The following is a 12,492-nucleotide window of genomic DNA, read 5'->3' as shown; positions in this document are numbered from 1 at the left end:
TGCTAAAACTCGAACTGATAGAGCAAATCAAGTGCCTGATCTACGCCAGACACTGCTTCCAGATATAGCTTAGGCATCAGACGATAACGTAGCGTGAGTGTCGCTAAGGAGTCAAATATACCCACACCATATTTCACCTGCAGACCTGGCAGTACGTATCCGCTGACAACCACCTGAGATGAGTCGCCCACCCCTTGCGTGTCCAGTGCCAGATTGCTTACGCCAAATGTCTCCCCGATTTTACCCACAACCTGACCACTTTGTGCAACCCCCAGACCAATAAGCATTGAGGTCATCGCTGCGCTATCGCTCTGCTCGCTATCCAGCCCTTGTCCGCGTAGCAGGTAGGAAAGCGCCATTTGCTGCGACATTGCCGGGTCAGAGAAGATCTCCGCCTTCGGTTCATCGGCGGTACCAGTGACGCGAACGCCAGCGATCACGTCGTCTTCGGTGGCATCAGGGTTACGAATCGCTTCGATGTTGAGCAACGGCTGATCCGGCGGACCGGAGAACAACAGCTCGCCCTTACGTACAATCAGATCCTGACCATAGGCATGGAAGCGACCGCTCGGAATATTAATTTGTCCGTTCAGCCCCAGCCCCTGCTTATCCTGCACCACTTTCAGATCGCCCGTCAGACGCGCTTTCAGACCAAAGGCGTCAAGACGCACGTTGTTACCGACGTGGATGTTCAGGTTGCTGTTGATCGGAATGCCGGCGGTCTGCGGTTTCTCGGGCTGCAGATTGTTGTTAAGCATGACCATATCGCTGGAAACCCCAACCGCGCTTTCCGGCAGGTCATGTACCACGATACGCGCCCACGGCACATCCACGTTGCCATCGAGGGTGAACAGGCTTGGCGTGGCTTCAAAGACCACGTCCGGCGAGACATCCAGGCGGACCATTGGCGGTACGGTAATACGTACCCTACTGCCTTTAGCCGCGACGCGCGCCCGCCAGTTGTCTATCTGACTCCAGTCGGCATCGCCGCTCAGGTTAATTTCTCCCTGCTGCGTACGCACCACGCCCGCCAGCGTTGAGCGTGTTCCGGTGAAGTTAACGGCTAACTGGCTTGGCTGCATGTCAAACGGCATAAAGTTACCGTCTATATCAAGACCACTCAGTTGCAGCTGTCCGAGCAACTGCGGGCTTTGCACATCGCCGCCCAGCCGCAGGTTGGCGTTGATCATCCCTGCCGCTTTTTCACCGCGCGAGAAGATGGGGTTCACCATCGCCAGATTGAAGTTGCGAATATTGACGTTACCGCCCAGATTACGGCGCCCTTGCGGGTCTGTTACCTGCACCTGTCCGTCAAACTGTCCGTTGTTGGTCAGACGAATCAGCCAGCCCAGCTCTGCACGGTTATTGTGCAGGTCGGCGGTCAGATTCAACGTTTCAAACGCCACGGGGAGCGGTGCATCATTAACGCTTTGCGTGACCTTCACGTTACGTCCGCTCAGGGTGACCTGCCCCTGTGGCAGCCCCTCTTTGGTGGTGTCCCAACTCACATCGGCTTTACCGGTGAACACGCCGCTGGCCTGGGTTGTCTCCGGCATAAACGGTTTTAGCATCGCCAGGTCGAAGCGGTTTAGATTCACCACCGCGCGCCCTTCCGCGCCCGCATCAATCGTCTGTGGTACGCACAGCTCCGCATTCGGGTTGTTCCAGCAGTGCGGTCCGATACTAATTTTTTGTTCCTGATTACGGTAATCCAGCGCGATAGCCCGGTTGAGCGACCACGGACCAACCGGCGTCTGGAAGCGGGTATTGCTTAACTCTCCTTTCCAGCGCTGTTCTTTGCGATCAAAGCTCCCGGCAAGATCCAGTTGCCCGGAAACCGGTTCCCCCTGAATGCGCAACTGCAGCTCGTGCTGCTTTTCACTGCCTTTGGCGTTGAGCGTCACCAGGCCAATATTCACGTCAGGTTGTACAATCCGCTCTACGCGAACATTAAGATTACCGGCGATTTGCTCGGCCGATTTAACATCCCCTTCAACACGTACCTGAGCAACGGAAAGTTCCTGCCAGCGCAGACCACGGGCGGTAATATCCGCCAGCAGCTGTGGTGCTTCAACCGTACCGCGAACTTTTACCAGCCCTTTCGCCGTACCGCCCAGCCCCGGCAGCGCGTTATCCAGGCTTGGGGCATCAATCGTCGCGTCGAGGTTGAGGTCTTTAACCCCCAGTTCACCTTTTACGTCCGCACTGTTGCGTCCCAGTTCCAGATGCAGGCCCGGGATCGTCCACTGCAGGTAGCTGTTCCCCTTCAGCGAACCGTTCACATTGACCTTATTCTGCTTCACGTTGCCGGTCAGCTTCAGCTCGGGAACCTCCATCTGCCAGCTTCCGCCGTACAAACTGCCGCGAGTTTTCACCAGGCCATTCAGTTTTGACGGCCAGTCCGGGATCGCTTTTGCGGTGTTGATACCATCCAGCGTTAGCTCCCCGCGCCAGCTGATCGCCTGCTGCCAGTCCACCAGCGCTTTCAGCTCGGTTTTCCCTTCCAGTGCCGCAACGCTGAGTTTGTCGAGATTGATCTGCTGTTCGTTGCCTTTGGCGTCCAGCGTGATGGTAGCCGGTGGAATATCCTGACCTTTCACGGCGGTACGCATCGACAGCGTATAGTCGGTCATCTTACCGGTCAGTTTGAGTTTAATGTCATCGGCCTGGAACTGTTTCTCACCGGTAAACGGCCAGTAAACCTGCTTACTCACCACCTCAATGTTGAGCGGTAATCCGGCTTCAGCCAGACGCGTCTGTGCACGCAGGTCCATATCCACCGGACCAGACAGATTGACGCCGACTTCCAGCTGCTCGCGCAGCGCGCCGCCGACCTTCAGCTTCACCTTTTCGCCTTTTAACGGGTCAATGTTTAGCGTACTGTTTAACGTAATATCAACCGGCCACGTGTTGGTCAGTTGCGCTGTGCCGCTGGCTTTTACCGTTCCCTGATTCGAGTCGATGTCCAGCGCGTCGAGCTTCATGTTGCCGTCAATGCTGCTCACTTTTAGCAGCATGCTATGGACCGTTAAATCCGTATCTCCGGTCACGCGCAGTTGCTCGCCGCGAAACTCTTCAATATTGAGATTGAGCGGCAGATGGACATCGGTCATTTCCGGCAGCACCGGCTTTGAGAACAGATCTTTTAGCGTTTCGCCGAGCGGCTTTTCATCCGGCTGTGGGTTTTGAATCTTCGGTTCGACAACCTCTTCCTGCGCCACTTCCGCCACTTTGGGCAGAGCAATCAGCAGCCCCTGTAATGACGTTGGCTTCAACGTCAGCGTTTTTTCCTGCCAGTTCAGGCCAGAGGTAAAATCCAGCACCGAAACCGTGGTGTCATCGATTTTGATATTGATGTTGTTCAGCGCCACGCGCGAAAGCGTGATGGGGTAAGGCGTGGAAAGATTAAGCGGACCGCTCTCTTCTTCCTCAACCGGCGCGGATGGCGGCATCTTTTTGCTGTCGATCGCCACATTGATATTTTTCAGCGACAGATCGTTGACGCACAGACTGCTGTTCCACAGGCAGTTAAGCCCCACGGCCAGGTGTACTTCGCCAGCATTCACCGCCACGCCAGGCTGGTCATAACGAATATTTTTCAGTGATAAATCCCGCCAGCCACCGGTGACCTGACCAATCTCCAGCCCCGGAACCCAACGATTAGCGGCTTTGAAGATCAGATGCAGGCCCGAGGTGGTACCGACGAGGAACGCCACCGTGCCTAACAACAGCAGGATAAAAATCAGCACACCGAGGCTTATCTTCTTCCATAAACTCATAATTCAGGCCCCAGACCGATGTAAAACTGTAAACCATGTTCATCTTTGTCGCCGACCGGGACGGCAAAGTCGAGCTTGATAGGGCCCACTGGTGATTGCCAGCGTACGCCGACCCCGGCACCGGTTTTGAAATCGCTTCGGCGAATATCGCTGACCGCTTCACCGCTATCGACAAACATCGCGCCCCACCATTTACCGGTCACGTTGTACTGGTATTCCAGCGAGCCAGTTGCCAGCTTGGAGGCCCCTTTCAGCTTGCCGTCGCTACCTTCCGGCGAAATAGATTTGTATTTATAGCCGCGAATACTGCGATCGCCCCCGGCGAAGAAACGCAGGTCCGGCGGTACTTTGTCGAAGTCTCCGGTTTCAATCCAGCCGAGATTACCGCGCATCACAAAACGATGGCGATCGTACAGCGTGCGGATCCAGACGTTTTGCGCCTGGAAAACGGAGAAATCAACATCTGACCCCCAGGCGGTGTTGGAGTAATCAATAGAATAACGCTGAGAGTCGCCCCAGACAGGCATCAAGCCGCCGCGTGAACGCGTCCGGCTGATCATCACGCCCGGATAGAGCAGCATAGTGGTGTTGGTGACGTTACCCTGGGTAAAGTGGTCGAGGCTCCAGCGCAGGTTAATCGCGCGCTGCCAGCCGCTGGAGAGGTCCCAGTAACGGGAAACCGCAAGCGTTGTAGAGTCCTGCTCGGTGTCATTTAAATCGGTTCGCTTAAAGCCGCCCTGTACCAGGTAATACTGTTCCAGCGGGTTCTTTAACAGCGGCATTTTATAGCTGAAATCAAGCACCTGCTCTGGTGCCGAGATACTGGCGCTGGTCGTAAGGCTGTGGCCGTAGGAGTTCATCCACGGCTTTTTCCACGAGGTCTTCACCCGTGGCCCGACGTCAGTTGAATAGCCGACCCCGGTTTCGATGGTGTTTTCGGTGCGCGGTGAGACCACGCCTTTCAGCGGCAGCACTTTGGTTTTGCGGGCTTTATCAAACTCCGGCGCGACGACCACGGAGTTAAACCATCCGGTCGCCGACAGACGACGGTTCAGTTCGCCCAGATCTTTCGACTCGTACTCTTCACCTTCTTTAAAGGGCACCAGATTTTGCAGATACTCATCGCGAATTTGCGAGCCTTCAAAGGTGACATGCCCAAAGCGATAGCGTTCACCGCTGTTGTAATCGATATCCCAGAACGCCTGGCGGCGCTCAAGCGCTATTCCAAGCTGGCTTTTATTAAATTCACTGTCGAAATAACCTTTGCGCAGCGCCACGCTGGTGAGTGACTTTTTGAAGTTGTCATAGTCCCCCTGATTCAGCACGGTGCCGATTGCCGGGCGCGTTTTCAACAGATCCAGATAATCTTTATCCGTACGCGCGCCACCACGCAAAATCACCTCGGTGCCACCAATCAGCACCGGCTCGCCGGGGGTCACTTTGGCGATCAGCACCTGGCGGCCTTTCGCCGGCGGTGGACGTAGTTCAAAATCAATGGTCGGCTCAAAGTAGCCCAGCGCTTTTAGCCCTTCGCGGATGGCATCATCAACGCGCGCACGAAAGCGTCGGTCTGGAGTGACTTCATCACTTTGAATCGTGGACAGCTGCGCACGGACGTTTTTCTCCAGCGGTCCTGATAATCCTTCGACCTGTAAGCGAACATTCGCGGCGGCGGCGGAGCCACTTAAGCACAGTAATCCCACCCAACATAACTGACGGATATGTGGCACATTTTCTCCTGAATATCCTTTTTTCCCACCCCTGGAAAAAAATACTATGCCGTTCCTCGGCTTAACAAAAAATCAACAATAAGAGTTGAAAAACAGACGGCAACCCAAATATTTCTTATGTTTAACTCTAGACGTATTCACGCCGTTTATTGTGGGCAAAGACGCGTCTCGTTACAACCTTAACCCAAATGACTGATTTCGGGAGAACGGCCATGAGTTTATTTGATAGAAAGCATCTTGTTACTCAAGCAGATGCGCTACCTGGACGCAACACCCCGATGCCAGTGGCAACGCTGCATGCGGTTAACCAACATTCGATGACCAACGTGCCCGACGGTATGGAGACCGCTTATTTCGCCATGGGATGTTTCTGGGGCGTTGAGCGTTTATTCTGGTCATTACCCGGTGTATACAGCACGGCAGCCGGATACACCGGCGGCTACACCCCAAACCCAACCTATCGGGAAGTGTGTTCTGGCGACACTGGACATGCCGAAGCGGTACGCATCGTCTATGACCCGCATGTTATCAGCTACGAACAACTGCTGCAGGTGTTCTGGGAAAATCACGATCCGGCGCAGGGCATGCGTCAGGGGAACGACCAGGGTACGCAGTATCGCTCCGCCATTTACCCGTTAACGCCGGAACAAACCGCCGCCGCACAGGCCAGCCTTGAGCGTTTTCAGGCAGCAATGACCGCCGCAGGCGACGAGCGCACCATTACCACAGAAATCACTACGGCAACGCCTTTCTACTATGCCGAGGACGATCACCAGCAATATCTGCATAAAAATCCTTATGGATATTGTGGCATTGGCGGGATTGGCGTTTGCCTGCCGCCACAAGGATAATTTCCCCCCTCTGGCGACTTTACAGTACCTTACGCTATACTAGCTTCTGAAATTACCGGTCCACTCCCTTCGGACCGGTTTTCATTGAATATTCCATTGGATTTATACTCTATGGATTTCGAGTTGCAGGCAGGCGGCAAACTCGTGAATCCCCAGGAGCATAGATAACTATGTGACTGGGGTGAATGAGTGCAGCTAACGCACCTGCAGCTTGAAAGACGACGAGTATCAACTTCTCCCTTCCGAGGATCTGACCTGAACGGTCAGATAAGATATGTTAAACAGTATTTTAGTCATTCTCTGCCTGATCGCCGTGAGTGCGTTTTTCTCGATATCTGAGATCTCGCTTGCTGCATCACGCAAAATAAAACTTAAACTGCTTGCCGATGAAGGCAACGTAAACGCACAACGTGTTTTGAAGATGCAGGAAAACCCCGGCATGTTTTTTACCGTCGTGCAAATTGGCCTTAACGCGGTCGCCATTCTCGGCGGTATCGTCGGTGATGCAGCATTCTCCCCGGCGTTTTACAGCCTTTTCTCGAAGTACTTCGCTCCAGAGCTGTCCGAACAGTTAAGCTTTATTCTGTCATTCTCGCTGGTTACTGGCCTGTTCATCCTGTTCGCGGATTTAACCCCGAAACGCATCGGTATGATTGCGCCAGAAGCTGTGGCTTTGCGTATCATCAACCCGATGCGCTTCTGCCTGCTGGTCTTCCGCCCGCTGGTGTGGTTCTTTAACGGTCTGGCAAACAACATTTTCCGTCTGTTTAAGATCCCAATGGTGCGAAAAGACGACATCACCTCAGACGACATTTACGCCGTGGTCGAAGCCGGTGCGCTGGCGGGTGTTCTGCGCAAACAGGAGCATGAGCTGATTGAAAATGTGTTCGAACTGGAATCGCGTACCGTCCCGTCTTCAATGACCTCGCGCGAGAATATTATCTGGTTCGATCTCCATGAAGATGAGCAAAGCCTGAAGAACAAAGTGGCGGAACATCCGCACTCCAAATTCCTGGTGTGTAACGAAGATATCGACCACATCATTGGTTATGTCGATTCAAAGGATCTCCTCAACCGCGTACTGGCGAACCAAAGCATGGCGCTGAACAGCGGCGTACAGATCCGCAATACGCTGATCGTCCCGGACACGCTGACGCTCTCTGAAGCACTGGAAAGCTTCAAAACCGCAGGCGAAGACTTTGCCGTCATCATGAACGAGTATGCGCTGGTGGTGGGAATTATCACGCTTAACGACGTGATGACCACGCTGATGGGTGATTTAGTTGGCCAGGGTCTGGAAGAGCAGATTGTGGCGCGTGATGAGAACTCATGGTTGGTTGATGGCGGTACGCCGATTGATGACGTTATGCGCGTGCTGGATATCGACGAGTTCCCGCAGTCCGGCAACTATGAAACCATCGGCGGCTTTATGATGTTCATGCTGCGTAAAATCCCGAAACGCACCGACTCGGTGAAGTATTCTGGCTACAAATTTGAAGTGGTGGATATCGATAACTACAAGATCGATCAGCTGCTGGTGACGCGTCTGGACAGCAAACCTACAGTTCTGGTACCAAAACTGCCAGATGCAAAAGAAGAGGCAAAGGCGTCGTAACGCCTTACAGAAACATCAACGGCTCCTGTCCAGGAGCCGTTTTTTTAACTACTGCATAGCACTTGATCAAGCCATCTCAGTTTGCAGACGCAAGACCTGACGGTTAACTTCGGACATCACGGAAAAATGCAGCTTGTCCTTCACTTTTGGGATAAGAATCTTACCCTTATCAAATTCAAAAGCGCCTACATCCTTGATATATAACCGTCCACGAAACAGGATCTTCACGTACTTCGCCACCTGCAGCGGGTTGTATCGTTGGAAAATTTTCATTGTTGTCTCCTGCTGAGCATTACGCCTTTGCGGTACCACAATCGGTCCGACAATCCTCAGGCGCAAATTTTAATGCCCTATGACTATAGACTATCTCGTTGATGTTTCCAGCGTGTATAAGTTTATTTACCTTCAGGTTACAATTATTCAGAATTATCTTTTCAACGCTTCGCTGTCTTCAGTATAAGCCTTCATTTTTCGCAGGATTTGTGCGCCCGTCCGCAAACTGGCATCGCGCTTGCGGGAAAAAGCATCAATCGCACATATGATTAAATTCCAGACCCAAGTGGTCGGATCACCTGCAAAATAAAAGAAGAAGGAAAACCTATGACCTTACGAAAACTGTTGGCGCTGTCGTTTCTGCTGCTGCCGATGATTGCCTCCGCACATAAGTTTGAGACTGACCAACGCGTACCACCGGTGGGGATCGCCGATCGCGGCGAACTGATTCTCGATAACGATAAGTTTAGCTACAAAAGCTGGAATAGCGCGCAGTTGCCTGGGAAAGTGCGAATTGTGCAACACATTGCCGGACGCACCTCCGCCAAAGAGAAAAATGCGACACTGATCGAGGCAATCAAAGCCGCCAACCTGCCGCACGACAAATACCAGACCACCACTATCGTCAACACAGATGACGCCATCCCCGGCTCCGGTATGTTTGTGCGCAGCAGTCTGGAGAGCAATAAGAAGCTCTACCCGTGGTCGCAATTCATTGTCGACAGCAATGGCATTGCGCGTAAAGCCTGGCAACTGGATGAAGAGAGCTCCGCTATCGTCGTACTCGACAAGGACGGACGCGTGCAGTGGGCAAAAGATGGCGCATTAACGCAGGAAGAGGTGCAGCAGGTAATTGCCCTGCTGCACAAATTGCTCAGTAAATAGATACGCGGAAGCCGGGGTTGAGGAACGATTCACGTGGGGTGTAATCCAGAGGTTTCCCCTGCCAGTCGTGAACGTGCGCTCCGGCTGCGGCGGCAACAGCGTGGCCCGCGGCGGTGTCCCATACGTTAGTGGGCCCAAAACGCGGGTACAGCTGTGCGTGCCCTTCCGCCACCAGGCAGAACTTCAACGATGAGCCAATCGACGTGGTCTGGTGCTCGCCCAACTGTTGCAGATACTCTTTTAATTCATTATCGGCATGCGAGCGGCTAATGACCACCAGCGGCGGACGCGCGTCACGAACCTGAATTTGTTTACGTACGCCGCACTCTTCTTTCCACGCTTTACCTTCTGCTGCGCTGTACATCACTTTCATTACCGGCGCGTAAACCACGCCCAGAACCGGCTTTCCTTTCTCGATCAGCGCAATATTGACGGTAAATTCACCGTTACGCTTAATGAACTCTTTGGTCCCGTCCAGCGGGTCCACCAGCCAGTAGCGCTGCCAGTGCTGGCGAACATCCCAGCCAGGAGGCGCCTCTTCAGACAGAACCGGAATATCCGGCGTCAGCGCCAGTAATCCCTCGAGGATCACCTTGTGCGCGGCGATATCCGCCGCCGTGACCGGAGAATCATCCTGCTTGCTGGTAATCTCCATCGGTTTGATTCCATCGTAGACCTGCATAATGGCATCGCCCGCGTTCCGTGCAAGCTGGCATACATGTTCTAGCATTCTCCACCTCGTTTCTGTCAGTGGTGTTAACTCGTTGTTTTACTTATACCCGATCGTCAGGGGATCCGCCAACTGTGATAGCGTCTGCGGTTTTAAACGCTATATTCATGTCATGATTCACAGTTCTGTAAGCAAGAAGATTTATATACATTTTCTTTTGTGGCTTAGATCTTAAAAGGATGCCCCTGATGATTAAGTTTAGTGCAACGCTTCTGGCAACGCTGATTGCAGCCAGCGTCAATGCCGCGACCGTCGATCTGCGTATAATGGAAACCACTGATTTGCATAGCAATATGATGGATTTCGATTATTACAAAGATACACCGACTGAAAAATTCGGTCTGGTACGTACGGCAAGTCTTATCAACGCTGCGCGTGGAGAAGTCAAAAACAGCGTGCTGGTTGATAATGGCGATCTGATTCAGGGCAGCCCGCTCGGGGATTACATGGCGGCCAAAGGGCTGAAAGCGGGCGAAACTCACCCGGTATATAAGGCGCTGAATACCCTGGATTACGCGGTGGGTAACCTCGGCAACCATGAATTCAACTACGGCCTTGAGTATCTGCACAACGCGCTGGCAGGGGCGAAGTTCCCTTACGTTAATGCCAATATCATCGACGTTAAGACCAAGAAGCCGCTGTTTACGCCTTATCTGATCAAAGACACTGAGGTTGTCGACAAAGAAGGGAACAAGCAGACGCTGAAGATTGGCTATATCGGTTTTGTGCCGCCGCAGATCATGACCTGGGATAAAGCCAACCTCAGCGGTAAAGTGACGGTGAACGACATCACCGAAACTGCACGCAAATACGTTCCCGAAATGCGAGAAAAAGGTGCCGATGTCGTGGTGGTAGTTGCTCACTCCGGGCTTTCTGCCGACCCGTATCAAACCATGGCGGAAAACTCCGTTTATTACCTCAGTGAAGTCCCAGGCGTGGATGCCATTATGTTTGGCCACGCTCACGCCGTTTTCCCTGGTAAAGACTTTGCCAACATCAAAGGTGCAGATATCGCAAAAGGTACGCTGAATGGGGTTCCGGCGGTGATGCCGGGTATGTGGGGCGATCATCTGGGGGTGGTGGATTTAGTGCTGAATAACGACAGCGGTAAATGGCAGGTCACCCAGGCGAAAGCCGAAGCACGTCCGATTTATGACGCGGCAGCGAAAAAATCACTGGCAGCAGAAGACAAAAAAATCGTTGAGATCCTGAAAGCCGATCACGACGCCACGCGTGAGTTTGTCAGCAAACCGATCGGTAAATCCGCCGACAATATGTACAGCTATCTGGCGCTGGTACAGGATGATCCGACCGTACAGGTGGTGAACAACGCGCAGAAAGCCTATGTGGAACACTTTATTCAGGGCGATCCGGATCTGGCAAAACTACCGGTACTTTCCGCCGCCGCGCCGTTTAAGGTCGGTGGGCGTAAGAACGATCCGGCCAGCTTTGTAGAAGTCGAAAAAGGCCAGTTAACCTTCCGTAACGCCGCTGATTTGTATCTCTATCCCAACACTCTGGTGGTGGTGAAAGCCAGCGGTAAAGAGGTGAAAGAGTGGCTGGAATGTTCCGCCGGGCAGTTCAATCAGATTGATATCCACAGCAGCAAACCACAGTCGTTGATTAACTGGGACGGCTTCCGTACCTATAATTTCGACGTGATTGATGGCGTGAATTATCAGATTGATGTTTCACAACCCGCCCGCTACGACGGGGAATGTCAGACCATTAATCCGAAAGCGGAACGTATTAAAAATCTGACCTTTAACGGCAAACCAATCGATCCGAATGCTACCTTCCTCGTCGCGACCAACAACTACCGCGCCTACGGCGGTAAGTTTGCCGGAACCGGCGACAACCACATCGCGTTTGCTTCTCCGGATGAAAACCGCTCGGTGCTGGCCGCGTGGATTGGTGCACAGACGAAGCGTGCCGGTGAAATTCATCCGGCGGCAGATAACAACTGGCGTCTGGCGCCAATTCACAGCGATACGCCACTGGATATTCGCTTTGAAACATCACCGTCTGATAAAGCCGCGGCGTTTATTAAAGAGAAAGGACAGTATCCGCTGAAAAAAGTCGCGACCGATGACATCGGTTTCGCCATTTACCAGCTGGATTTAAGTAAGTAATTTTCGTGCCGGATGCGACGCACAATAGCGTCTTATCCGGCCTACGAGTCGAAGTAATCAGTAGGCCGGATAAGGAGTTAGCCGCCATCCGGCAATACTTTACGCCGCCCGCTCTTCCCGCTGCGCTAAAACCTGCGGCAAATTCAGTTCTATCCAGTCCGCCAGCGCGGCGACTTTATCGCTCACCTGCTCACCCAACTGCGTCAGGCTGTACTCCACATGCGGCGGTACGACAGGATACGATACCCGGTTGATAAACCCGTCCTGCTCCAGCGCCTGCAGAGATTGCGCCAGCATCTTTTCACTGACCCCGCCCATCTTACGGCGCAAATCGCTGAAACGGTGCGTACCGTCGCGCAGCGCCACCAGAATCAATACACCCCATCGGCTGGTGACGTGTTTTAACACCTCGCGGGAGGGACACTGTTCGGCAAACAAGTTGCCATCGCGTAACTGCTGGGAGAGCGTCGAAGCTGTCATTTTCATACTAACCTTTT

The 12,492-nt window shown here is 53.1% G+C and carries 9 protein-coding genes; 4 read left to right on the top strand and 5 right to left on the bottom strand.

The window, feature by feature from the left end:
- Positions 1-2: 2 nt before the first annotated feature.
- Positions 3-3,779, bottom strand: coding sequence for an autotransporter assembly complex protein TamB (gene tamB, locus WN16_RS06090; protein WP_044699164.1), 3,777 nt, complete (start codon positions 3,777-3,779; stop codon positions 3-5).
- Complete coding sequence (gene tamA, locus WN16_RS06085; RefSeq protein ID WP_003025718.1) at positions 3,776-5,509, bottom strand: autotransporter assembly complex protein TamA; 1,734 nt, start codon at positions 5,507-5,509, stop codon at positions 3,776-3,778. The genes tamB and tamA overlap by 4 nt, the downstream gene beginning before the upstream one ends.
- Before the next feature lie 212 nt (positions 5,510-5,721).
- On the opposite strand from tamA, the gene msrA reads away from it, so the two are divergent.
- Positions 5,722-6,360 carry a peptide-methionine (S)-S-oxide reductase MsrA gene (gene msrA, locus WN16_RS06080; RefSeq protein WP_003025715.1) on the top strand — a complete coding sequence of 213 codons (639 nt, stop codon included), beginning with the start codon at positions 5,722-5,724 and terminating at the stop codon, positions 6,358-6,360.
- A 274-nt stretch (positions 6,361-6,634) separates the two neighbouring features.
- On the top strand, positions 6,635-7,975 hold the full coding sequence (locus WN16_RS06075; protein ID WP_003025713.1) for a hemolysin family protein: 1,341 nt from the start codon (positions 6,635-6,637) through the stop codon (positions 7,973-7,975).
- Between the two features lie 66 nt (positions 7,976-8,041).
- On the opposite strand, the gene WN16_RS06070 is transcribed toward WN16_RS06075, so the two are convergent.
- A complete protein-coding gene (locus WN16_RS06070) occupies positions 8,042-8,248 on the bottom strand; it encodes a DUF1107 domain-containing protein (protein WP_003025710.1) in 207 nt (68 codons plus the stop codon).
- Between the two features lie 327 nt (positions 8,249-8,575).
- Here WN16_RS06070 and WN16_RS06060 point away from each other — a divergent pair, with 327 nt between their 5' ends.
- The gene (locus tag WN16_RS06060; protein WP_003025707.1) at positions 8,576-9,133 is read left to right on the top strand and encodes a YtfJ family protein; all 558 of its coding nucleotides are present in this window, start codon (positions 8,576-8,578) and stop codon (positions 9,131-9,133) included.
- On the opposite strand, the gene cysQ is transcribed toward WN16_RS06060, so the two are convergent.
- On the bottom strand, positions 9,123-9,863 hold the full coding sequence (gene cysQ, locus WN16_RS06055) for a 3'(2'),5'-bisphosphate nucleotidase CysQ (RefSeq protein ID WP_003025705.1): 741 nt from the start codon (positions 9,861-9,863) through the stop codon (positions 9,123-9,125). The two genes, WN16_RS06060 and cysQ, sit on opposite strands and share 11 nt — an antisense overlap.
- 188 nt (positions 9,864-10,051) lie before the next feature.
- On the opposite strand from cysQ, the gene cpdB reads away from it, so the two are divergent.
- A complete protein-coding gene (gene cpdB, locus WN16_RS06050) occupies positions 10,052-11,995 on the top strand; it encodes a 2',3'-cyclic-nucleotide 2'-phosphodiesterase (RefSeq protein WP_044699166.1) in 1,944 nt (647 codons plus the stop codon).
- Between the two features lie 99 nt (positions 11,996-12,094).
- Here the strand turns inward: cpdB and WN16_RS06045 are convergent, their stop codons facing one another.
- The gene (locus WN16_RS06045) at positions 12,095-12,475 is read right to left on the bottom strand and encodes a helix-turn-helix domain-containing protein (RefSeq protein WP_003839526.1); all 381 of its coding nucleotides are present in this window, start codon (positions 12,473-12,475) and stop codon (positions 12,095-12,097) included.
- Between the last annotated feature and the right edge of the window lie 17 nt (positions 12,476-12,492).

The sequence above is a fragment of the Citrobacter sp. ABFQG genome, from assembly GCF_004322975.1.
Taxonomy (GTDB): domain Bacteria; phylum Pseudomonadota; class Gammaproteobacteria; order Enterobacterales; family Enterobacteriaceae; genus Citrobacter; species Citrobacter freundii.
This window is presented reverse-complemented; position numbering and strand designations above follow the sequence as displayed.

Coding starts and splice junctions, on each gene's coding strand:
- cpdB (WP_044699166.1), top strand. CDS start 10,052: ATGATTAAGTTTAGTGCAACGCTTCTGGCAACGCTGATTGCAGCCAGC.
- WN16_RS06075 (WP_003025713.1), top strand. CDS start 6,635: ATGTTAAACAGTATTTTAGTCATTCTCTGCCTGATCGCCGTGAGTGCG.
- msrA (WP_003025715.1), top strand. CDS start 5,722: ATGAGTTTATTTGATAGAAAGCATCTTGTTACTCAAGCAGATGCGCTA.
- WN16_RS06060 (WP_003025707.1), top strand. CDS start 8,576: ATGACCTTACGAAAACTGTTGGCGCTGTCGTTTCTGCTGCTGCCGATG.
- cysQ (WP_003025705.1), bottom strand. CDS start 9,863: ATGCTAGAACATGTATGCCAGCTTGCACGGAACGCGGGCGATGCCATT.
- WN16_RS06045 (WP_003839526.1), bottom strand. CDS start 12,475: ATGACAGCTTCGACGCTCTCCCAGCAGTTACGCGATGGCAACTTGTTT.
- WN16_RS06070 (WP_003025710.1), bottom strand. CDS start 8,248: ATGAAAATTTTCCAACGATACAACCCGCTGCAGGTGGCGAAGTACGTG.
- tamB (WP_044699164.1), bottom strand. CDS start 3,779: ATGAGTTTATGGAAGAAGATAAGCCTCGGTGTGCTGATTTTTATCCTG.